The 19,955-nt window shown below is 64.7% G+C and carries 29 protein-coding genes; 23 read left to right on the top strand and 6 right to left on the bottom strand.

What is annotated here, in order from left to right:
• Window positions 1–2 precede the first annotated feature (2 nt).
• Entirely contained in the window at window positions 3–1,469 is a 1,467-nt protein-coding gene (locus CH276_RS13985) for an MFS transporter (RefSeq protein ID WP_094628777.1), read from the top strand.
• A gap of 9 nt (window positions 1,470–1,478) precedes the next feature.
• Here CH276_RS13985 and CH276_RS13990 read toward each other — a convergent pair whose 3' ends face one another.
• Window positions 1,479–2,234 carry a GAF and ANTAR domain-containing protein gene (locus CH276_RS13990; RefSeq protein ID WP_032394472.1) on the bottom strand — a complete coding sequence of 252 codons (756 nt, stop codon included), beginning with the start codon at window positions 2,232–2,234 and terminating at the stop codon, window positions 1,479–1,481.
• Between the two features lie 114 nt (window positions 2,235–2,348).
• Here CH276_RS13990 and CH276_RS13995 point away from each other — a divergent pair, with 114 nt between their 5' ends.
• The 4 genes from CH276_RS13995 to CH276_RS14010 all read left to right on the top strand — a co-directional run bounded on the left by CH276_RS13995 (window position 2,349) and on the right by CH276_RS14010 (window position 5,707).
• Window positions 2,349–2,816, top strand: coding sequence for a universal stress protein (locus CH276_RS13995; protein WP_032394471.1), 468 nt, complete (start codon window positions 2,349–2,351; stop codon window positions 2,814–2,816).
• A 106-nt stretch (window positions 2,817–2,922) separates the two neighbouring features.
• Window positions 2,923–4,713 carry a TIGR03767 family metallophosphoesterase gene (locus CH276_RS14000; RefSeq protein WP_094628867.1) on the top strand — a complete coding sequence of 597 codons (1,791 nt, stop codon included), beginning with the start codon at window positions 2,923–2,925 and terminating at the stop codon, window positions 4,711–4,713.
• Window positions 4,710–5,060 (top strand): hypothetical protein, encoded by a 351-nt coding sequence (locus tag CH276_RS14005; RefSeq protein ID WP_032394469.1) that lies wholly within the window; start codon window positions 4,710–4,712, stop codon window positions 5,058–5,060. Before CH276_RS14000 ends, CH276_RS14005 begins: the two co-directional genes overlap by 4 nt.
• Window positions 5,057–5,707 (top strand): EI24 domain-containing protein, encoded by a 651-nt coding sequence (locus CH276_RS14010; protein WP_141214710.1) that lies wholly within the window; start codon window positions 5,057–5,059, stop codon window positions 5,705–5,707. Before CH276_RS14005 ends, CH276_RS14010 begins: the two co-directional genes overlap by 4 nt.
• Here the strand turns inward: CH276_RS14010 and CH276_RS14015 are convergent.
• From CH276_RS14015 to CH276_RS14030, 5 genes are all read right to left on the bottom strand, one after another.
• Window positions 5,648–6,265, bottom strand: coding sequence for a YdeI/OmpD-associated family protein (locus CH276_RS14015; protein ID WP_094628869.1), 618 nt, complete (start codon window positions 6,263–6,265; stop codon window positions 5,648–5,650). The genes CH276_RS14010 and CH276_RS14015 overlap by 60 nt on opposite strands.
• A 286-nt stretch (window positions 6,266–6,551) precedes the next feature.
• On the bottom strand, window positions 6,552–7,655 hold the full coding sequence (locus tag CH276_RS14020; protein WP_094628781.1) for a tyrosine-type recombinase/integrase: 1,104 nt from the start codon (window positions 7,653–7,655) through the stop codon (window positions 6,552–6,554).
• Window positions 7,652–7,879 carry a DUF3263 domain-containing protein gene (locus tag CH276_RS28205; protein WP_141214711.1) on the bottom strand — a complete coding sequence of 76 codons (228 nt, stop codon included), beginning with the start codon at window positions 7,877–7,879 and terminating at the stop codon, window positions 7,652–7,654. Before CH276_RS28205 ends, CH276_RS14020 begins: the two co-directional genes overlap by 4 nt.
• Complete coding sequence (locus CH276_RS28210) at window positions 7,876–8,301, bottom strand: ImmA/IrrE family metallo-endopeptidase (RefSeq protein WP_176459251.1); 426 nt, start codon at window positions 8,299–8,301, stop codon at window positions 7,876–7,878. Before CH276_RS28210 ends, CH276_RS28205 begins: the two co-directional genes overlap by 4 nt.
• Before the next feature lie 66 nt (window positions 8,302–8,367).
• Window positions 8,368–9,003, bottom strand: a complete 636-nt coding sequence (locus CH276_RS14030) for a helix-turn-helix domain-containing protein (protein WP_094628785.1) — start codon at window positions 9,001–9,003, stop codon at window positions 8,368–8,370.
• A 273-nt stretch (window positions 9,004–9,276) separates the two neighbouring features.
• Here CH276_RS14030 and CH276_RS14035 point away from each other — a divergent pair, with 273 nt between their 5' ends.
• The 18 genes from CH276_RS14035 to CH276_RS14120 all read left to right on the top strand — a co-directional run bounded on the left by CH276_RS14035 (window position 9,277) and on the right by CH276_RS14120 (window position 19,845).
• Complete coding sequence (locus CH276_RS14035) at window positions 9,277–9,534, top strand: transcriptional regulator (RefSeq protein ID WP_094628787.1); 258 nt, start codon at window positions 9,277–9,279, stop codon at window positions 9,532–9,534.
• A gap of 57 nt (window positions 9,535–9,591) precedes the next feature.
• Entirely contained in the window at window positions 9,592–10,407 is an 816-nt protein-coding gene (locus tag CH276_RS14040) for a phage antirepressor KilAC domain-containing protein (RefSeq protein ID WP_094628789.1), read from the top strand.
• Window positions 10,404–10,667, top strand: coding sequence for a helix-turn-helix domain-containing protein (locus tag CH276_RS14045; protein WP_094628791.1), 264 nt, complete (start codon window positions 10,404–10,406; stop codon window positions 10,665–10,667). The genes CH276_RS14040 and CH276_RS14045 overlap by 4 nt, the downstream gene beginning before the upstream one ends.
• On the top strand, window positions 10,664–11,083 hold the full coding sequence (locus CH276_RS14050; RefSeq protein ID WP_217901353.1) for a dATP/dGTP pyrophosphohydrolase domain-containing protein: 420 nt from the start codon (window positions 10,664–10,666) through the stop codon (window positions 11,081–11,083). Before CH276_RS14045 ends, CH276_RS14050 begins: the two co-directional genes overlap by 4 nt.
• A 58-nt stretch (window positions 11,084–11,141) precedes the next feature.
• Window positions 11,142–11,450: a hypothetical protein gene (locus tag CH276_RS14055; protein ID WP_094628793.1), complete on the top strand. Its 309-nt coding sequence runs from the start codon at window positions 11,142–11,144 to the stop codon at window positions 11,448–11,450.
• Window positions 11,451–11,497: 47 nt separating this feature from the next.
• Entirely contained in the window at window positions 11,498–11,725 is a 228-nt protein-coding gene (locus CH276_RS14060) for a hypothetical protein (RefSeq protein WP_141217272.1), read from the top strand.
• Window positions 11,722–12,093, top strand: a complete 372-nt coding sequence (locus CH276_RS14065) for a hypothetical protein (protein ID WP_094628797.1) — start codon at window positions 11,722–11,724, stop codon at window positions 12,091–12,093. Before CH276_RS14060 ends, CH276_RS14065 begins: the two co-directional genes overlap by 4 nt.
• A gap of 184 nt (window positions 12,094–12,277) precedes the next feature.
• Complete coding sequence (locus CH276_RS14070) at window positions 12,278–12,490, top strand: hypothetical protein (protein WP_094628799.1); 213 nt, start codon at window positions 12,278–12,280, stop codon at window positions 12,488–12,490.
• A 166-nt stretch (window positions 12,491–12,656) separates the two neighbouring features.
• Window positions 12,657–13,427, top strand: coding sequence for a hypothetical protein (locus tag CH276_RS14075; protein ID WP_141214714.1), 771 nt, complete (start codon window positions 12,657–12,659; stop codon window positions 13,425–13,427).
• Window positions 13,428–13,638: 211 nt separating this feature from the next.
• Entirely contained in the window at window positions 13,639–14,943 is a 1,305-nt protein-coding gene (locus CH276_RS14080; protein ID WP_094628803.1) for a helicase-related protein, read from the top strand.
• Window positions 14,940–15,905 (top strand): DNA-methyltransferase, encoded by a 966-nt coding sequence (locus tag CH276_RS14085; RefSeq protein WP_094628805.1) that lies wholly within the window; start codon window positions 14,940–14,942, stop codon window positions 15,903–15,905. The genes CH276_RS14080 and CH276_RS14085 overlap by 4 nt, the downstream gene beginning before the upstream one ends.
• Window positions 15,902–16,753: a PD-(D/E)XK nuclease-like domain-containing protein gene (locus CH276_RS14090; protein ID WP_094628807.1), complete on the top strand. Its 852-nt coding sequence runs from the start codon at window positions 15,902–15,904 to the stop codon at window positions 16,751–16,753. Before CH276_RS14085 ends, CH276_RS14090 begins: the two co-directional genes overlap by 4 nt.
• A complete protein-coding gene (locus tag CH276_RS14095) occupies window positions 16,746–17,864 on the top strand; it encodes a hypothetical protein (protein WP_217901354.1) in 1,119 nt (372 codons plus the stop codon). Before CH276_RS14090 ends, CH276_RS14095 begins: the two co-directional genes overlap by 8 nt.
• Window positions 17,861–18,193 carry a hypothetical protein gene (locus CH276_RS14100; RefSeq protein WP_094628809.1) on the top strand — a complete coding sequence of 111 codons (333 nt, stop codon included), beginning with the start codon at window positions 17,861–17,863 and terminating at the stop codon, window positions 18,191–18,193. The genes CH276_RS14095 and CH276_RS14100 overlap by 4 nt, the downstream gene beginning before the upstream one ends.
• A complete protein-coding gene (locus CH276_RS14105; RefSeq protein WP_094628811.1) occupies window positions 18,190–18,399 on the top strand; it encodes a hypothetical protein in 210 nt (69 codons plus the stop codon). Before CH276_RS14100 ends, CH276_RS14105 begins: the two co-directional genes overlap by 4 nt.
• Window positions 18,396–18,659 carry a glutaredoxin domain-containing protein gene (locus tag CH276_RS14110; protein WP_094628813.1) on the top strand — a complete coding sequence of 88 codons (264 nt, stop codon included), beginning with the start codon at window positions 18,396–18,398 and terminating at the stop codon, window positions 18,657–18,659. Before CH276_RS14105 ends, CH276_RS14110 begins: the two co-directional genes overlap by 4 nt.
• Window positions 18,656–19,444, top strand: coding sequence for a hypothetical protein (locus tag CH276_RS14115; RefSeq protein WP_094628815.1), 789 nt, complete (start codon window positions 18,656–18,658; stop codon window positions 19,442–19,444). The genes CH276_RS14110 and CH276_RS14115 overlap by 4 nt, the downstream gene beginning before the upstream one ends.
• Window positions 19,441–19,845 carry a hypothetical protein gene (locus tag CH276_RS14120; protein WP_094628817.1) on the top strand — a complete coding sequence of 135 codons (405 nt, stop codon included), beginning with the start codon at window positions 19,441–19,443 and terminating at the stop codon, window positions 19,843–19,845. The genes CH276_RS14115 and CH276_RS14120 overlap by 4 nt, the downstream gene beginning before the upstream one ends.
• Window positions 19,846–19,955: the final 110 nt, after the last annotated feature.

Below are 19,955 nucleotides of genomic sequence, written 5' to 3' on the forward strand. Positions count from 1 at the left end.
CAGTGACCGACGGCATCGCCTCTGCAACCCCACCGGCAACGGAGGTTCCCAAACGCGCCTGGCAGGCGCTCGTGGTCCTTCTGCTCGCAATGTTCATGGCGTTGCTCGACACCACGATCGTCAACGTGGCGCTGCCGACGATCAGCACCACGTTGGAAGCGTCGGAATCGGTTCTGTCGTGGATCATCTCGGGGTATGCACTCGCCTTCGGCCTGGCTCTCATCCCGGCAGGCAAGGTGGGCGACCGGATCGGCCACAAGTGGGTCTTCTTCACCGGGCTCGCCCTCTTCACCCTCGCGAGTTTCGCGTGTGGGCTGGCTCAGGACGATCTGCAGCTGGTCGTCGCGCGAGTCGTGCAGGGTCTGGCCGGCGGTATGTTCGTCCCCGCGGTCACGGCGTTCATTCAACTGCTGTTTCCAGGTCCGGTGCGAGGCAAGGCATTCGCCATCATGGGCGCGGTCATCGGCGTCTCGACTGCGCTCGGACCGATCGCGGGCGGCCTCATCATCCAGGCTTTCGGCGACGAGAACGGCTGGCGGCTGGTCTTCTGGGTCAACCTACCGATCGGAATCGTCGGTCTCGTCGCGGCTGCAGTGCTGCTCCCGAGCAAGACCGACACCGAACCGACGGCCCGCCCAGGAATCGACTGGCTCGGACTGTTGCTCATCTCGGCAGGACTCATCGCACTGCTCGTTCCGCTGATCGAGGGCCAGGAATCGGGCTGGCCGATGTGGACCTACCTGACGATCGCCGCAGGCCTCGGCCTCATCGCGCTGTTCGGCCGGTGGGAAGTGATCCGGAGCGGCCGCGGACAGAATCCGTTGGTGCCGCCTCGATTGTTCACCCGTCCCGCGTTCACCGGAGGTGTGATCCTCGCGCTCGTCTACTTCGCCGCCTTCACGAGCATCTTCTTCACCATCTCGCTGCTGTGGCAGACCGGGCTGGGCAACACGGCACTGGCATCGGGACTGGTGTCCATACCGTTCGCCATCGGCAGCATCATTGCCGCCTCGCAGAGCAACAGGCTGACGATCCGGCTCGGTCGTACCGTTCTCGTACTCGGGGCCTCGCTCGTCTCGATCGGGCTGATCTGGCTGTGGATCATCCTTGCGACCAGCTCCGCCGACACGATCTCGCACTGGACGCTGTTGGTTCCACTGTTCATCGCAGGTCTGGGCAACGGCGCGTTCATCGCACCCAACGCGCAGTTCATCGTCGCGACCGTCGATCGCGACGACGCGGGAGCCGCGAGCGGGGTCATCTCCACCATGCAGCGCGTCGGCTCCGCGATCGGCATCGCCGTCATCGGTAGTGTGCTGTTCGGATCTCTGACCATCACCGGCCCCGATACCGTCGGCTCCGGCTTTCTGCACGGCGCGGCCATGGCGATGGCCGTGAGTGCCGCGTTCAGTCTCGTGGCACTGGCGTTGGTGTTCGCGCTCCCCAAGAAGGTCCAGAGTGGGCACTGAGCGCACAGCTCAGGACTTCAAGCCCTTGCTGTGCCGATCGACCACGGTTGCTGCGAGGTCGGCGATCTTGACGTTCAGGTCCTGAGAGGACTTACGCAACAGGGCGAACGCCTCGTCGCCGGACACATCGTGCAGAGCCATGATCAGGCCGATCGCCTTGCCGATCTCACGGTTGCTCTCGAGTCCGTCACGCAGAGTCGACGCCTCCTGACCGTTCATGACCGCAGCAACGGCGACGGCCGTGAACGCCGTCAGAATGATCGCCTTGCTCGCGCTGTCGGCGTCGAACACACCCGGCTCGTCGGTGAACAGGTTGAGCGCGCCCACCTTCTGATCGTCCACCTTCAGGCGAAATCCCATGGCCCCTCGCACCGGCGTGCGGTTCAACACACCGCGAGCCATCGCGGGCCACTGCGTCGGTGTCCGGAAGTCGGCCTCGAGCTGCGCCGCCTCGCTGGTGATCGCGTCCAGACACGGGCCTTCGCCGGTGGCGCGCTCGATGTCGTCGATGACACGAGCGACGTCGTCGGAGGCCGCGACGGTGACGGGCTTTCCGTGACGCATCAGCATCAGGCTGGCGTGATCACAGTGGGGAACGATCAGCACGGCGGCATTGCAGATCGCGGTGTAGATCTCTTCCGCGCTGCTGCCTCGGTACACGATGTCGGCCAGTGCGGCGAACACGGTGGCCGGGTCGGTCACCGGGCCGTCGGTGGAGCCTGCAGGAACGGCTGGAGGTCCGCTCGGCTGCGATTCGTCGTTCATTGGTTACTTCCGTCCAGTGTGTGAGCATCGAGTGACCGGGACTCGGAGTGCATCAACCGTACCGTCACCGGATCGGGTGGCCGATAGGACGGGTCTCAGCAGTAGCCTCGACTGGTGAGCGACGCACAAGGATCCACCGGTTTCGAGTACGGCCACGACGGTCCGAAGTCGATCGTGGTGGGTGTCGACGGTTCCGATTCCTCCTGGCGCGCCGCCGCCTATGCGGCAGGGCTCGCTCGTAGGCAGCGGTCTCTGCTGGTGCTGGTGTACGTGCAACCCATTGCGACGGCGTCGTGGGGCCAGGCCGGCATCTCTCTCGTCGAAACCGGCCAGCAGATCGCCGACGAGTTGCTCGAGTACGTCCGTGCCTCCGCTGCACGATTCGGGGATCGGGAACACGTGCGGTGGGAGTTCCGGACCGCGCAGGGCGACCCGTACAACGGGCTGATCGCCGTGGCAGAGCAACTGCGCACCGACGCGGTCGTGGTGGGGGCGTCCGAGACTGCAGGCCACCGAATCGCAGGTTCGGTGGCGGTGCGGTTGGTCAAAGCAGGCCGCTGGCCGGTGACCGTGGTGCCCTGAACGATCCGAAATCGAGCCTGTCTGCCGTCGGCCCTGTAAAAATAGGCAGTCACCTCGTCGGATGCGAGGCGGACGTGGTGCCGTTCTCGAGGATCCGAGGAGTTCCATGGCTGGGCTGTCGCGTCGACACTTCATCGCTCGGGTGGGCGCGCTCGCGGCGGCCTGGGGAATTGCACCCCACGTGCTGGGTCAGGCTCTCGTTGCGCGCGCCCAACCTGTGGAGGCGGACGGGACCGGAACACTGGCGCAGACGATCCTGCGAACCTCGACCGGGCCGGGCAAGTACCGCGTACTCGGTACCGGACCGGGGGAGCCCTACGTCGCTCGCCTCGACGTCCTCGGACGAGCACCGAGTCCATCGAGAGTGCAGGCGCGCCGGTCGCTGCTCTACCTCGGACACCTCTCGGACATGCACGTCATCGACGCGCAGTCGCCCGGACGCATCGAGCCCATGATCGTTTCCGACCACGCCGCCTGGGGCTCGGCGTTCCATCCGCAGGATCCGCTGACCGTGCACGTCACCGCGGCGATGGTGAAGGCGTTCGCGGATGCGCGGATCAGCCCGGTCACCGGCGCACCGATGGGGGCGGCCGTGGTCACCGGGGACAGCGCCGACATGCATTCTCATCTCGAACTACGCTGGTACATAGACGTTCTCGACGGAGTCCCGGTTCGGCCGACGAGCGGGGCCGCGAACGTCTTCGAGGGTGTTCAGGCCTGGCCGGAGGCGCAGTGGGCCTATCGGCCCGGTGACCCGTCGGGAGGATCGTTCGGCGACTACGGATTCCCGACGCTTCCCGACCTCCTCGACCAGGCGATATCGGGCACCGTCGAATCGGTGGGTCTACCCGTGCCGTGGTACTCGGTGTACGGCAACCACGACACCCTGTTGCTCGGCACCTTCGATCTGTCCTCGCAACTGCACGCGCTCGCTGTCGGTGGTCGCAAGGCGTACACGCTCGAGGCGACAGCCACCTCGGCACTGGCCGGCTACGCCTCGACGGCCAGTCCGCTGCAACGAATGGTCGATGCGCTCGGCGTGGGATCCGGTGCGCGACCGGGGTTTCGCGCGGTGTCCGCCGATCCGGCTCGATATCTGTTCGAGCAACGCGAGTTCATGGCGGAGCACTTCGAGACCACCCCGACGCCGGGTCCGATCGGTCACGGCTTCACCCAACACAACCTCGACTCCGGCGAGACCTGGTGGACCGCAGACCCCACCCCGAACATTCGCACGTTCGGGCTGGACACGTGCAATGCCGTCGCCGGTCCCGACGGTGCGGTTCCGGAGAACCAGTTCGAATGGCTCACCCAGCAATTGGAGCGGGCGCAGGCCGAGAACAAGCTCGTACTGATCTACACGCACCACAACAGCCTGACACTGGAGAACCGAGCACAGCGGCCAGGGCAATCGGTGAAGCTCTACGGCGCAGACGAATTCGTCGATCTGCTGCTGAAGTATCCGGTGGTGATCGGTTGGCTCAACGGCCACACCCACCAGAACCAAATTCTGGCGCACTCGCGAGACGGACGAGGATTCTGGGAGATCACCACCGCGTCGTGCATCGATTTCCCGCAGCAGCAGCAGGTGGTCGAGATCGTCGACAACCGAGACGGGACACTGTCGCTGTTCACCACCGTTCTCGATCACGCATCTCCGGTCACGCCCGGAAACAGTGGCAGCTACCTGGATCTGGCGTCCCGTAGCCGTGAGTTGGCAGCCAACGACTGGGCCGAGAATCCGCTGATGCGGAGGGGTTCGCGCCTCGATCGCAACACCGAGCTGCTCCTGCCTGCACCGTTCGATCTGAGCAGCATCACCGACGCCGCCCTCGAGCAGCAACACCTGGACGAGCACGCCAGACTGATCGCCTACGAGACGAGGCAGGGCCGATGAACAGTGTTCGCAGGACGATCCTGCTGTTGTCCGTGCTGGTGGCGTGCGCGGGGTGCTCGCAGACCGCCGCACTCGCCCCGGTCGGTGGTGCCGAGCTCGGTGACCTCCGCTACGCAGTGAACGACGTCCTGTTCGAGAAGGGGATCGAGATCCTGGTCGCACCGGTGTGCTCGGGTACCGGAGCCGATATCGAATGTGCCGGGGAGACAACCGACAACGAGGCGATCACAGGTTCGGCCACCTCGGACGACGCGAGCACCGTCGAAGTCAAGGTCGGTACGGAGGTCCTCTACTCGGGGTCGGTGCAGGACGTGCTCGATCGCAATTCGACGGTCGGTGCACCGTGAGGGGGAGTGTGGTTCTCGCTGCCGTGGTGGTCGTGTCGGCACTGGTTCAGGCGCTGACCGTGCTGGGGGATCCGGTTCCGACGTCGTCCCTCGGTTTCGCGGGGCTGGTTGCGGCCTCCGCCGCGGCACTGGTGATCGCACTGTGGATCACCGCATCGACGGCACTCGACGTGGTGGACGGCAAAGCGTCCGGTGCACTGGGTCGGGCATGGCGACGGCCGCGCGTCCTGGTGTGGTGTGTAGTGCTCACTCTTGTGGCCGTTGCGCTGGCAATTCTTTTCCCTCTGCTCCCGGCCATCGTGATTCTGGTTGCGCTGCTGATACTTCCGGCCGCGGTCGACGGCAACCGAAATCCGTTTCGCGCTGCGTTGCACATGGTCCGGTGGTCTCCGGGGCGGTGCGCAGTCGCGGCGGTCGTCACGATCCTGGCCTACGTCCTCGGCTGGGTTGTGCCACTGCTACTGGGATTCTTCGTCACCGGTGTCGTGGCCGCGTTCGTGACGTGGCTGTGGTTCGGGGCAAATACCGCTGCGTTGCTGGTCCTTTGGTCGCGGCTGTATCGAAGGGCGGCGATGCTTCGACGGCACTCAGCCGCGGGCTCGCCGACCGGCCGCGGCCTCGGCGACGATGTGCGCGATTCGAGCTGAGCGAGTGGCGTCTCGCGCAGCGCTGACGACCCACCACAGCATCTGTTTGCGGGCACTGGGCGGAAAACCGTCCCAGGTGCTCCGGGCGTTCGGGTCTCGGTTCAGGGCAGTTGCGAGTTCGAGTGGTTCCTCGAGGTCTTCGACCTGATCGGCAATCGTCCACCAGCCGTTGGCCTTCGCGGCAGCGATGGCACGTCGGCCTGCTTCGGTCATGAGGCCGCTGTCTTCCATATCGGCTGCGCGTTGTCGGTTGAGCCGGGTCCACGGACTCTTGGGCCTGCGTGGTGTGAACATCTGCAGGCTGCGCTCGTCGTCGAAGTTGCTGCCGGTGGAATCGATCCAACCGAAGCAGATGGCTTCCTCGACGGCGTCCGGGTACGGGCACCGTGGCCGGGTGGTGGTGTTGCGCCACGAACACAGCCACACGCCACGGGTGGATGCATGATGGAGCTCGAGCCAAGTACGCCACTGTGTCCGAGTCTCGGCGTGAAAAATCGGGTACTCGAACTTCCACGTCGGCGGGTGGTCGGATGCCGTCGGCGGCTCCGGTGACGTCACGTGCTCGCGCAATCTACTGCTGCCGGTGCCACCTCGCCGCGGTTCCACATTGCTTCAGTGTGCTCGCTGTCGAGGACATCTGCTGTCCCATTGCCGGGTGAAGATCGCGAACACCGGACCTCGTCGTGGGGCGGGCGGGGCTCGAACCCGCGACCAATGGATTATGAGATCGTACCGGGGTGCAGGTCGGAGCGCGAAACCTGTTGTGATCAGGCACTTTATCGACCGGTGTTACCTGCTGAACTTCGGTGTTAACTCGTATGTGTGGGCAAAGTGTGGGCAAGAATCAGGCATCTCGAACCACTCTCAGCGCCGTCACCGATGCGGTCGATGGCCCCTCGATTCGATCCGCGACGTCGTTCAGATCGTCCTCGAACAGTCCCGCGTAGAGATCGAGCGTCATGGCGGCCGACGCGTGACCGAGCATCCGCTGGACCGCCTTCACGTTCGCACCGACCGAGATCGCGATCGACGCCGCCGTGTGCCGCAGATCGTGCGGTGTGATGCGGGGGAGCCGCGCGTCGACGACGGCCCGATCGAACCAGTCTCGCCGCGCATTCTTGTTGCGGAGCACGCCGCCCGCCGGGGTTGAGAACAGGAGATCGTCCGGCCCCTTGCCCGCGGTGCTCTCCGTGATGCGCTCGGCGAGCCATGCCGGGACCGGCACCGTGCGGCTGGCGTGAGTCTTCGGCGTGCCCCAGTTCAGCAGGCCATTGATCTCGGTCACCGACTCGGCCACGGTGAGCCGGCGGCGGCCACCGTCCCATCGCCGGACCTTCATCGCGGCCATCTCGCCCCACCTCAGACCGGTGAACCCGAGGGTGAGGATGACGAGCTCGCCCGGGCCTGCCTTCTCGGCCAGAGTGAACAGTTGCTCCCTCGTGAGGAACGTCGGGTCGTCGTGCCGGGCGCGCGGCAGGTTCAACTTCTCGGCGGGGTTCGCCGGAATCCTGTTGTCGCGCACAGCGACCGCGAGGATCATCGACATCGCGTGGTGCGCTTTCCTCACCGTCGACGGTGCCCGGTCGCGCGAAAGTTCGTTGATCCACGCCTGCAGGGCGGGCCTCGTCACCTTCGCGACGTTCGTGTTGTCCCAGCGCGGCAGGATTTGTTGCTCGAGCGTCTGCCGGTACCGCTCCCGCGATGAAGGCTTCACGTCGATCTTGCTGTCGAACCACTGCTCGGCGAGCTGGCCGACGGTGACGAGCCCGGCGGCGGGGGAGACGTAGCGATTCTGCATCTTGTCGACCTCGACGAGGTTGCCCCACTTCTCGGCATCATCTTTCGAGTGGAATCCGCGCTTGTCGGTCGATCGGCCGTCCGGCGTTCGGAATCGAACACGCCACCGTTCGCCCTTCGCGGTGGTGTATCTGCTGACCGTTGCCATCATCCGGCCCTTCGTAGTTTCGCTCGGCTGTCGCGGATGCGGCGCAGTCGTTTCACGAGGACCGGGTCGGCCTTGAGGGCGTCCGGGTCGTCGAGCAATGCGGCGAGAATCTGATAGTAGCGTACAGCCGACAGTCCGAGCTGGTCTCGAATGTCAGCCTCCTTGTTGCCTGGCGCTGTGTACCAACGCTTTTCGAACTGCAGGATCTTTGCCTGTTGTGGTGTCACGGCTGTCTCCGTTCGAGTTCTTCGTCGATAAATGCGCGCTCGTCGTCGGTGAGATTGCGAACGCGGGTGAGCAGGGTGGGCAGATCGACCCACAGCTCCTCGGCCGCCTCGTCGTCGATGCGGTACCGATTCCATGCGATGACGTCGACGAGGCGATCGAGCTCGATCAGTCGCTCGGCGGTGATCCGATCGACGGCCTCTTCCTCGCGCAGCGCGAGGCGCTGATCGGCCGGCACCGGGCCGCGCTCGACGTGCACGATCTCATGGGTGAGGGTGCAGCGCCGCTCGCGCTGGTTCGATCGGCGGTTGATCTGAATGCCGTCGGCCGTCCATGTTCCGAGGCAGCCTGTGCCACCGTCCGGATACGCGACGTGGACGTGTGGATGCTCGTCTCGGAGGTGTCGCCACGGGTGCCAGGTCATTAACACACCATGCGGTACGCCACCGACAAATTACGCAGGTGTAATTATCTGACCTGCGGAAACGCGCTACTCGTAAGGAATTCCGAGGCGCTCGCGGATCTCGTCCTCGGTCTCACCCTTGCGTGCCGCGAGCTCGTGGTCAGCCTGTGAGCCTTGATCGTCGTCGATCAAGGCTTCGAGCTTGTCGTCGTCGACATGACTGATTCGTACTACGTTCCGCGCTCGCTCGCCCAGGCTTGCTGCAGCCGACCGGAAGTCTGATGAATCAGCACCTATGGGGGCTCCTGATTGGCCGCGGCCGCTGCTCGCGCCGCTGTGCTCCTGGCTGCCCTCTTGCGTCCTCGGTTGCGTGATTTCGTCATAGCTTGCTCCCTTGCTTGAGGCTTCGATCCGCCTCTTGAGTTCGTTCAGTAGTGCATCGGTCGGTACCTCTCCAAGCTCCAGCGAAATCGGCGAACCATCGTCGATGTAGCCGACTAGCGAACGGGCCGCGGCGGTGCGAACTCGTTCCACTGGAATGCCGAAGCCCTTAGCGAGGGCCTCCAGCGTTTCCTTGTCGGGCATCTGCCCGAGATGGTCCCGCTGATCACGCATCAGCTTGGAGATGTGCGAGCGAGTCAACCCAGAACGGGTTACGAGGTCTGCCTGCCGCAGGCCTTGATCGTCTAGTTGCTTCTGGATGAAGCGCTTGAACTCGTGCACGTTGAGAAGACTCCTGCACTATCGATAGAACTACCACCGGCGGATTCGACCGGCGTCAACCAGGAAAAGCTGCGTACACGCAACATTCTGTCAACTAGCGAGCTACGAGTCCATCCGCCCGTGACCTGCGACGTGCTGAATCACAACGGCGTAAGAGTTGACCAATCGTCAACCGCTATGCCACTATCTGGGTCTAACTTGTTGACAACGAATCGGGTGAGAGGCAAACTGATGAACGCGACCACACGGCGCAAACGATCGAGAGGGGTTTGGATGCAAGTCCGCGACCCGGAGTTGCTCGTGAAGTACATGGAGAATGCCGACTTCTCGCAGGCGCGTCTCGCCCGCTATGTCGGATGTTCTCGCCAGTTCATTCACCTGCTTGTGACCGGAGAACGCACAACGTGCACGAAGCAAATCGGCGCGCTCATCGAGGAGGCGCTGCGCGTCCTCCCGGGCACGCTTTTTGTTCCCAGGTTGTCGCCCACTACGACGCGTAACGCGTCTCGAAAGAAGACGGCTGCCGCATAGAAAAAGCCGCCACCTGGGCGAACAGGTGACGGCCACGACAACACAGATTGGAATGCAATGTCAGACCTGACTCTACCAACGGCACGCGCCGAGCGTGATTACCTCGCCGAGCGCGTCGACGTTCTCGACAAGGTGGGCGTGCTCGCGACACTGGCCGACGACATCCACGTCACCACCGACATGGTCGCCGCGTTCTACGAGGTGCCCATCAAGACGGTGCAGACAATTGTTCAGCGCAATTGCGGCGAGATCGAAGAAGACGGGTACCGCGTCGTCACTCGTGGGGCTTTCGAGGAGGCCTTCAACGTGAAGGTCACCTCCTCCGCTCCCAGGATTGCCCTCTACCCGCGCCGCGCAGTTCTACGCGTCGGCATGCTCCTGCGTGATAGCGGAGTGGCCCGACTTGTCCGCACCTACCTCCTGGACGCTGAGCAGAACGATCATCCGGCCGCAGCCGCAGAGCTGACCGAAGACGAGATCGTGCACCGCGCGCTGCAGATCACCTCGCGCAAGGTGAAGGAGCTCGAGGCGACCGTCGCCGATATGGCTCCGAAGGTCGATGCCTACGAGCGGTTCATCGACGGCGACGGAACGTACGCGATCGGCGCTGCCGCGAAGATCCTCGGACGCGCGCAGAACCGCCTGTTCGCGGATCTCCGTAACGCGGGAATCCTGATTGCCAAGGGGTCGATGAAGAACACGCCCTACCAGCGGTACATGCATCACTTCGAGGTGAAGGCCCACGACTTCGAGCGGTCCGACGGCTCGACCGGCACCTCGTACACAACGAGGGTGCAGCCGTCGGGGCTCGCGTTCATCGCGCGGAAGCTCGGCCTGTCCGCAGTGCTCGACCTGGAGGCGGTGCCAGCATGACCGCCCCTGATTCCCCGGTCCTGACCGTGAAGGAAGCTGCCGCCTACGCGCGCTGCGGCACCAATCACCTGTACCGCGCGCTACGCACTGGTGAGATTGTCGCCACCCAGGGAGGCCGACCAGCCCCATATCGCAAGGGCACGTGGCGGATTCATCGCGACGCGCTCGACGCATGGCTGCGGGGGAGTAACCCCGAGCAGGCGTCGACGAAGCTCAAGCGCGTCACTCCCGAGCCGCGTCGGTTGCGGAGGTCGGCATGAACGCCCGCGCGATCGCCGAGATCATCACGGACTACTGGCCGCATCGCATGTCCAACGCTGCGGCGGACGCGATCGTCAAGTACGTCGGCAGGCACGCGATCGATCCCACTCACCTTGCGCGGCAACGCTCGTTCAGTCTCCTCACCTTCGGCCCCGGGAAGCGGACCGAGGGCGTGCTGGACCACATCACGAAGGAGATCGCCGAGGTCCGCGCCAAGCCGGACGACATCTCAGAGTGGGCCGACCTCGCGATCCTGACGTTCGACGGTGCACTTCGACAGGGCTTCGAGCCCGAAGAGATCATCGCCGCGATCAAGGCGAAGCAGGAGAAGAACGAGGGCCGAACCTGGCCCGACTGGCGAACCATGGATCCGAACAGGGCGATTGAGCACGTCCGCGATGGCGGTGCCGCATGATCCGCCGTCTCCGTTCCCACCTGATCCTGTCCTGCATCCTCGTCGGAGCACTGGCCGCGTGGCAGTTCTGGCCGGCGTCATGACCTTCATCGCCCGCGGCGAGGTCTACGACTACCCGCCGTACGCCGAGTGCGATCTCGACGCCCTGATCGAGTGGCGAATACGCGCCTTGGATCAGGCGACCAATCTCGCCGTCGAGTTCTGCCATGCGCTGGTCTGGCGGCTCGCCGGTATCCCGCCGCTGAACCTCGACTTCATCCATGAACTACCCGCTGCCGCCGGGCTGAGTGGCGCGGGTTCCCCAGGTGCCGGTGAGCGGTGCATCACCACTGCTCCCGGCACCCCAAACGAAACGAGAAACGAATGAACGAGCCCAGAATCCGCGTGGGTGTGGACATCCGGTTGCGTGCAACCGTGAGCCGCGAGCTTCCGGAGTGGCTGATCGAGGAACTCCACGAGGCGAAGGTCGACCTGACGGACCCGGACGCCATCGAAGCTGCGCTTGAGAAGCGGCTTCGACGCCATGGCGAGGAAGACCCGGAGTCGATCGGGTTCCCTCACGAGTACTACGAGGGCGTCATCGAAATCGATGACGTGGAGATCGACGATGTCACGGTATTGCCAGCGGGGGAGAAGCCATGACCGCCGCGCTCACCGTCACTGTCGAACGCCACTACGACGCAGGCCCCGACCTACCGCCGACGATCATCGCCAGCGGCCTCGTCGGAAAGCTGCCGCGCACGACGCGGTTCAACCCGAACCTGTACCCCGATCCGATCGGGCGCGCACGCCACCTCGCCAAGGTGATCGGTCGGGCGAACGGTCAATCGGGCAAGGCATTCTCGGAGCACTGGACCGCCATCGCCGACGAGCTGGAGAAGGTCGAGGCCGAGGGCGGCCGCGTCACCCTGCGCTGCTCGAAGTGCGACCGTGTCATCGCTGTCGTGAGCGCGCCGGCACCGAGCGTTCCGATCACGTGCACGAATCACGGATCGGCGGTGGCTCGATGAGCGACTCGCACGTCAAGATCGGAACCATCTCCGCAGGTGACCACACGACCGGTCCGCACGCTTCTGTGAGGTGCTGTGGATACCCACCGTGCATCGGCGCGGCGAGTCGATACGTCCATGCGCGAACTGGCAAACCCGCACGAGAGCTGTTGACGTACACGGAGGCACGGTTGGGGGTCACCCGATGAGCGAGTACATCCAGGTCGACCATGGCCGCATCGTCGTCGACGACGTACTCGAGAAGCCCAAACGTCACCTCACCCTCGTCGCGTCGGACAACTGGCCGACCGAGGCCGACACCGATCCGTACGAGCATCAGTCCAATCCCGTGACCGTCGCGCTGTGGTGCGCGCTGATGTCCATCGCCATCGGATTCGTGACATGGGCGGCGTGGTGAACAGCGACGATCCCGCGTCCGACTGGGACGCCGAAGACGAAACCGACAGAGCCTACGAGCTATGGCTCGACAAGAAACTCGGAGTAGCGCAGTGACAACACTTGAAGCTCCACCAGACATTCCTGCCACCCGACGATGCTTTGGCTCGTCCGACTGTAGAAGGCGCGTGACCACACGTGGAATGTGCCGCGCGTGCTACGAGAAGTTTCGTATTCGACAGAAGGCGTACGGCAGGTTCGAGTCCGAGTACGTCGACGCAGGGCCTGCGCGTGCTCACGTTGAAGCACTGCTGTCGACCGGACTCGGTGCACGTCGCGTCGCCGAATTGGCGGGCGTAGAACGTAAGACCATCCGGTGCCTGATCCTGGGCCGACCCGACCGCGGTACTGGACCCAACAAAGCAGTTCGACGTTCGACCGCGGCGCGGATTCTCTCGATCGCCCTGCCCATCACTGCATGGCGTACGGCTGCGCCGGGTACGCGAGTAGCGAGCACGGGAACGGTCCGCAGGCTCCGAGCGCTCGTTGCAATCGGGTGGACACAGGAGGTGCTAGCCGCGGATCTCGGCATTCATCCGACGGGGCTCGGTCGACTCACAGCCGGACAGGCGACTCACTGCACTGCGCGCCGCGCTCGCGAGGTTGCCGACATTTTCGACCGTTGCCACATGCGGCAGGGGCCGTCGGAGATCTCCCGTAGGCGAGCGCAGCAGAAGGGGTGGGCGCTGCCGCTCGAATGGGACGAGGAGTCCATCGACGATCCGAATGCAAAGCCCGCTAGTGATTCTCGATGGAACGCAGCATCGGCCCGCCGGGAGCGGATCGAGCAGGTTGCCGAGCTGACCGAGCGTGGCCTGACATCCGCGGAAATCGCGGACCGGCTCAGAGTCTCGCAGCGGCAGGTCATCCGATACCGCGGGCTGGCGGTGGCGTCATGAACGAGGGCCACGTCCACGGACAGGATCCCGAGACCGGCGTCTGGTGTGACAAGCGAGATCAGTCCTGCTACACGGTCGGGCGTCTCTGCGGGTCTCGGCATCCCGAGTATCAGGGTCACCGCTCAGTCACCTGCGGGCGCATCGCAGGCCATTGCCCCGACGTGCACCGCGGGTGGTCGCCATCGATGCATCTGGTCGATTGGAGTGCGGCATGAGCTATGCAGACTTCCTGTCCGCCAAAGCCGTCCTCGCAGAGCGTCCAGGTCGCATTGTTTCGACTGCTGACGTCCACTCGATGCTGCACCCGTGGCAGGCCGAGCTCGTCGCATGGGCGGTTCGAACCTCACGAGCGGCATTGTGGGCCGACACTGGTCTCGGCAAGACGCTGATGCAGGTCGAGTGGGCACGACTGTCTGGCGAGACCGCGTTGATCGTAGCCCCGCTGGCCGTGTGCAGGCAGACGGTTCGCGAGGCCGCCAAGGTCGGCGTAGCTGCGACGTTCGTACGCGACTCCGCCGAGATCACTGGACCGGGCATCTGGGTCACGAATTACGAGATGGTGCCGCACTTCCCGGCGTCACTCTTCGACGCTGTGGTGCTCGACGAGTCGTCCATCCTCAAGCAGTCGGACGGCAAGACGCGCACCATGCTGATCGAGCATTTCGCACTGGTGCCGCACCGTCTCGCATGCTCGGCCACGCCGGCACCGAACGATCCCGAGGAGCTGACGAATCAGGCCGAGTTCCTCGGTCGCATGACGCGGACGCACATGCTCGCCGCGTACTTCGTCCACGATCAGGACGGCTGGCGGCTCAAGGGTCATGCCAAGGCCCCGATGATGCGGTGGATGGCGTCGTGGGCCGTCGCCCTCACGAAGCCCTCCGACATGGGCGGCGACGACACCGGATACGACCTTCCGGGCTTGTCTGTGGTGCCACATCTGGTTCACGCCGAGATCCCCGTCCCCGAGGGGCAGTTGTTCGCAACCGAACTCGGAGGTGTTGGCGGCCGCGCCGAGGTGCGAAAGCTGACGCTCGACGCCCGTGTCGCCGAGGCGGCCACGCTGGTTGCGTCCGAGCCGAACGAGCCGTGGCTGCTGTGGTGCGGACTGAATGCGGAGGCCGATGCACTGGCCAAGGCGATACCGAGCGCGGTCAACATCCACGGCGCGATGCGTCCGAACGAGAAGGCCGACGCGCTACTGGCGTTCGCCGACGGCGACATTCAGCACCTGATCACCAAGCCGCAGATCGCCTCTCAGGGATTGAACTACCAGCATTGTGCCCGCATGGCATTTGTGGGACTGGGCGACTCGTACGAGCAGTACTACCAAGCAATCCGACGGTGCTACCGCTACGGCCAGACCCGTGTCGTCGAGGCCCACGTCATCCTCTCCGATCTGGAATCGCAGATCGCAGCGAACATCGCCCGCAAGGAACGGCAGGCATCCGACATCACCGCCGCACTTGTCGCCGAAATGCGCAGAGCGCGAGCAGAAGTGGAGTACGCAGCATGACCGACCCATCAGACCCATACGTGACCGACCGCGCGTCCGGCGAGAACTGGACCCTGCTACTCGGCGACTCGTGCGAACGCCTGTCCGAGATCGACACCGACAGTGTCGACCTGTCGGTGTGCAGTCCGCCGTTCGACTCGCTGTACACCTACAGCCCGTCCGTGCGCGATCTTGGCAACAGCGCCAGCCGAATCGAGTTCCTCGAGCACTACCGCTTCATCGTCGCCGAACAGCTACGGGTGACGAAGCCCGGCCGCAATGCCGCAATCCATGTGCAGCAGGTCGCAACAAAGAAGGCTGTCGACGGCTATATCGGGCTGACCGACTTCCGTGGCGATGTGATCCGCCTGTTCCAGGCCGAAGGGTGGATCTTCTACGGTGAGGTAACCGTATGGAAGGACCCTCAGGCGCAGTCGATCCGAACGAAGGCGCACGCTCTTGCGTTCGCGACGAAGAACCGTGACTCGTCGAAGTCTCGGCCCGCACTGGCCGACTATCTGCTGATCTTCAAGAAGCCGGGCGACAACGCCGTGCCGGTGAAGAATGCCGTGATTGACGGCGAGGTCACCAACGACGACTGGATCGACTGGGCGTCGCCAATCTGGTCCGACCATCACGAGGGCGGATGGTTGGACGGAGAGAACATCTCGCCGGTCTGGTGGGGCGTCAAGGAGACGAACACGCTGAATACGCGCGTCGCGAAGGAGAACGGCGACGAGCGGCACATCGCGCCACTGCAGCTCGACTTCATCGACAGGTGCGTCCGCCTGTGGTCCAACCCCGGCGAGCTGATCCTGACGCCGTTCGCGGGCATCGGGTCCGAGCTGTACCAATCGGTGAAGCTCGGCCGTCGCGCGATCGGCTGCGAGCTCAAGCCCAGCTACTGGAAGACGGCCGTCGACAATCTGACCCGCCTCGAATCCGACTTGGCGGTCCCGACGCTGTTCGGGGAGCCAGCATGAGCGACCTCGTGGAACAGCCCGGCCAGTACGACGGCATTCCCGACTCGGAGTACCACGCCGACAGGGGATCTCTGTCGTCATCCGGCGCGCGCAAACTCCTCCCTCCGTCGACGCCGTTTCAGTTCAAGTGGGAACGCGACAACCCGCGCACCGAGACGAAGGATTACTTCGACCTCGGTCACGCCGCGCACACGCTCGTGCTCGGCGAGGGTGCCGAGATCGTTGAGCTCGAATTCGACGCGTGGACCACGAAGGCGTCGAAGGAAGCTCGCGACAAGGTCTGGGCCGAGGGTAAGACGCCGTTGCTGTCCAAGGACTTTCGTAAGGTCCACGAGATGGCTGCGGCCATCAAGCAGCACCCCCTGGCCGAGGCGCTGTTCTCGTCCGGTGTCGCCGAACGCTCGCTGTACTACCGCGACGTCGAGACCGGCGTGATGCTGCGGGCCCGACCCGACTGGCTGCCGACGCAGGGCCGAGGTCGGCTGATCATCACCGACTACAAGACCGCGGCGAGTTCGGACCCGTCGAAGTTCGGTAAGTCGGCCGGCGACTTCGGCTACCACCAACAGGACGCGTGGTACCGCGATGCCGCGATCGCACTCGGCCTCGACGACGACCCTGCGTTCGTGTTCGTCGTCCAGCAGAAGGAAGCGCCGTACACCGTCAGCATCGTCGAACTCGACCGCGATGCAGTCAATCTCGGTCGTCGACTCAACCGAGCTGCGATCGACCTGTACGCGAAATGCGAAGCCAACAACCACTGGCCCGGATGGGGCGATGAGCCCCACCTCGTGAGCCTGCCCAGTTACGTCCATTACAAAGCCGAGGAGATCTTGAGCAATGTCTAGTCCCGCCCGTTACCAGCCACTCGCACAGCCGCCCGTTCGTTCGACCACGAGCCAGGCGACACAGATCGAGCAGTCCCGCGCCGTCGCCGAGGTCCAGGCCGCAGTGCTCGTCGCGCAGCAGAACCCGCGCAACAAGTCGATCGCTGTGTCGGAGATGCGTGACTCCACCGCGCAGAAGTCCGTCGCCGAGAAGGCGTTCTTCTCGTTCCCTCGAGGCGGTCAGACCGTGTCCGGCCCGTCGATCCACATCGCCCGCGAACTCGCGCGGTGCTGGGGAAACATGCAGTACGGCCTGGCCGAGCTGCGTCGTGACGACGACAAGGGGGAGTCGGAGATGCAGGCGTTCGCCTGGGATCTCGAAACGAACGCGCGCAACACCTCGACGTTCATCGTTCCGCACAAGAGAGACAAGACCGGCGGCCCGGTGAAGCTCACCGACATGCGCGAGATCTACGAGAACAACGCCAACTCGGGCGCTCGTCGCGTCCGTGAGTGCATCTTCGCGATCCTGCCGTCGTGGTTCGTCGACGAGGCCGAGGATCGCTGCCGCGAGGCACTGCAGGACGGCGGGGGAGTGCCGCTGGCAACTCGCATCGCCAATTCGATCCAGCACTTCGAGAACGCCGGCGTCTCGCGTAAGCAGCTCGAGGCGAAGGTGGGCAGCTCGTCGAGTGAGTGGAGCGAGAACGATCTGACCGAGCTCGGCATCACGTTCACGTCGATGCGGAATGGCGAGATCACCCGCGATGAGGCATTTCCTCCCGTGAAGCTGAGCGCGGCCGAGATCAAGGCGGACCGCGCTGCCGCGCCGGCCGACTCCGCCAAGGGTGAGGAGGCGACGCCGACGGAACCGCCGGAGGACGACGGGCCCGTCGATGGCCCGATCACAGAGAAGCACGGCCGCGAGCTGGCCGAGGCGTTCAAGTCGAACAAGCTCACTCGATGGGCGGATCGTCTGAAGTGGTTGCGCGACAACTCGATCATCGGCAAGCAGGAAGAGCCCGAGAACGGGATCGCAGGCCTGTCCGATGCTCAGGCCGTCGTGGCGCTCGACGTGTTCGACGAACTCGCCAAGGTGAACGAGCCAGCGAACGGCGGTGAGCCAGCATGACCGCAGCTGAGGTTTTCCAGACGAAGCCCGAGAAAGTCCAGGCGATGCAGTTCAAAGGCTGGCGGAACGCCGTTGACATCCAACGTTTCGCGCTTTGCTCCGTGTTCGTCCCCGCCGGTTACGAACACCATCTGCGGTACGAGCGTGAACATGATCGCAGCAACGGCCATGTATACGAGGAGAATGCGCCTGGGTTCCTCGCGGTTCTTACCGCCGGTGGCGATTGCCGCGTCAACGAGGGCGGTTGGGTGATCGTCGACAGCGCTGGCGCGATCTCGGTCGCCACAGAGAAGGCCTTTGCCGAGGCGTACGAGCTGGTGATCGCATGAGCGCCGTCGACGATCAACTTCTCTTGTCCGAGAACCGCGCCACCCGTGCCGCCGAGGCGCTGTACGACGAGCGCATGGGCACGCACGCCATGGTCGAGGCGGCCCTCGCGCAGCGGGATGCGATCCACGCCCTGACCCTCGCGATAGTCGAGATGTCGAAGCCGTCTCACGTCGAGATCCACGTCGATAACGGGGTGACTCAGTGAACGTCACCCTGTACTCGCAGAAGAACTGCATGCCCTGCACCGGCACCAAGCGCGCCCTCAAGCGCAACTCCATCGAGTTCACCGAGGTCGACGTTGCGTCCGCACCGGACGCCGCCGACCCGATCCTTGAGCTCGGCTACCGCTCCACGCCCGTCGTCATCGTCGAGTTCGACGAGGGCGGGCGGGACCACTGGGACGGCTACCGGCCCGACAAGATCGAGGCTCTGGCGTACCTCGTGGCTGAGGGGAGGGGCGCATGATCGACGTCTTCGTAGCTCGCGGAACAGGCAACGCACGCGGGCCTCTGAGCGACATGTGCGGGCTCGTGACGCGCAAGCTCAACCCCCAGAAGTTCCGGCTCGGCGAGGTCGACTACCCGGCAACCATCGGCCGGATCGGCGCATCGGACGGCAAGGGCTTCCCGCTCGACGTCTGCGTCGACATCGGAGTCCGCGATCTCGCGTGGAAGGTGCGCAACTCGCCGAACCGCGCGGGCATCATCTCGTACAGCCTCGGCGGGATCGTGGTCTCACGGTTCCTCGAGGGCGTCGAGCGCGGCGACTTCCGCAACGCGAACGGCACGAAGCTCGACGTCGCATTCGTCGTCAACATCGCCAACCCCTCACGTGCACCCGGGGATTCGATCGTGCCCGCGCCGGGCTTCGGTCTGCACTCGTCGCACGGGAAGTGGCCGGCGGGCACCGTCGTCTACGAGCTTGCTAACCCGCGCGACATCATCTGCTCGACCGATCGCTTCAGTCCGGCTCGGCGGATCGCGGCAGGGCTGTCCCCGTACGCAGCGTTGGAGCTGAACGAGTCCGACCCGTTCAAGAGCATCGATGCGCTGCGGTCGACGGACTGGCTCGCGCGTCTGCGCGGCGGTTCGTACACCGCGGCCGCCGCGGGATTGCTCGGGTATCTGGTGCCCTATGGCAACCCCGGTCGTACGCAGCACACCTGCTACGGCGTCGAGAACGTTCCCGGCACGAACGTCACGTGGACGGATTGGGCTGCGGCTGAGATCAATCGGGGGTGGGGGAAGTGAGCGAAAGATTCTGGCACGGAGGCGCTCCCGGCCTGCGGGTCGGCGACATCATCGAGCCGCGACCGAACGGCGACACTTCGCATCTCGTCGACGACTGCCCTACGTGCGAGGCGCGTCGGGCAGGCAATCCGCTCACCGACGACGACAACGACTCCGGGCTGATCTACGTGACGACTGATCGAAACTATGCGCGGGTGTACGCCGCAGGTTATCCACGTGGCGCGCTGTATCGCGTCGAACCGATCGGCGAGGCCGTCGACCGATCCGAGCATGACCCCGCGCCGTCCTGGGGTTACCCATCGGCGCGCGTGCTGGCCGTGTACGACGCCTGCGTGACCATGACGCCTGCGCAGATGCGTCGAGAGCAAAAGCGATTCAGCTCGCCAGTCGGGATTCGGTGAACCACATGGTTACTACCGTTCCCCGCAAGAGCCGAAAGCTGCGCAAGTGCGGCTGTGGAAAGCGGATCGCGATAGGGGATTGGTACGTCGAGCACACGACATTCCCCGGC

Source organism: Rhodococcus sp. 06-470-2 (assembly GCF_002258235.1).
Classification (GTDB): Bacteria; Actinomycetota; Actinomycetes; order Mycobacteriales; family Mycobacteriaceae; genus Rhodococcoides.

Coding starts and splice junctions, on each gene's coding strand:
- CH276_RS14065 (WP_094628797.1), top strand. CDS start 11,722: ATGACCGCCGCGCTCACCGTCACTGTCGAACGCCACTACGACGCAGGC.
- CH276_RS14020 (WP_094628781.1), bottom strand. CDS start 7,655: ATGATGGCAACGGTCAGCAGATACACCACCGCGAAGGGCGAACGGTGG.
- CH276_RS14005 (WP_032394469.1), top strand. CDS start 4,710: ATGAACAGTGTTCGCAGGACGATCCTGCTGTTGTCCGTGCTGGTGGCG.
- CH276_RS14100 (WP_094628809.1), top strand. CDS start 17,861: ATGACCGCAGCTGAGGTTTTCCAGACGAAGCCCGAGAAAGTCCAGGCG.
- CH276_RS14035 (WP_094628787.1), top strand. CDS start 9,277: ATGCAAGTCCGCGACCCGGAGTTGCTCGTGAAGTACATGGAGAATGCC.
- CH276_RS14045 (WP_094628791.1), top strand. CDS start 10,404: ATGACCGCCCCTGATTCCCCGGTCCTGACCGTGAAGGAAGCTGCCGCC.
- CH276_RS14095 (WP_217901354.1), top strand. CDS start 16,746: ATGTCTAGTCCCGCCCGTTACCAGCCACTCGCACAGCCGCCCGTTCGT.
- CH276_RS13990 (WP_032394472.1), bottom strand. CDS start 2,234: ATGAACGACGAATCGCAGCCGAGCGGACCTCCAGCCGTTCCTGCAGGC.
- CH276_RS14040 (WP_094628789.1), top strand. CDS start 9,592: ATGTCAGACCTGACTCTACCAACGGCACGCGCCGAGCGTGATTACCTC.
- CH276_RS14090 (WP_094628807.1), top strand. CDS start 15,902: ATGAGCGACCTCGTGGAACAGCCCGGCCAGTACGACGGCATTCCCGAC.
- CH276_RS14000 (WP_094628867.1), top strand. CDS start 2,923: ATGGCTGGGCTGTCGCGTCGACACTTCATCGCTCGGGTGGGCGCGCTC.
- CH276_RS14085 (WP_094628805.1), top strand. CDS start 14,940: ATGACCGACCCATCAGACCCATACGTGACCGACCGCGCGTCCGGCGAG.
- CH276_RS14115 (WP_094628815.1), top strand. CDS start 18,656: ATGATCGACGTCTTCGTAGCTCGCGGAACAGGCAACGCACGCGGGCCT.
- CH276_RS14070 (WP_094628799.1), top strand. CDS start 12,278: ATGAGCGAGTACATCCAGGTCGACCATGGCCGCATCGTCGTCGACGAC.
- CH276_RS14105 (WP_094628811.1), top strand. CDS start 18,190: ATGAGCGCCGTCGACGATCAACTTCTCTTGTCCGAGAACCGCGCCACC.
- CH276_RS28210 (WP_176459251.1), bottom strand. CDS start 8,301: ATGACCTGGCACCCGTGGCGACACCTCCGAGACGAGCATCCACACGTC.
- CH276_RS14080 (WP_094628803.1), top strand. CDS start 13,639: ATGAGCTATGCAGACTTCCTGTCCGCCAAAGCCGTCCTCGCAGAGCGT.
- CH276_RS14050 (WP_217901353.1), top strand. CDS start 10,664: ATGAACGCCCGCGCGATCGCCGAGATCATCACGGACTACTGGCCGCAT.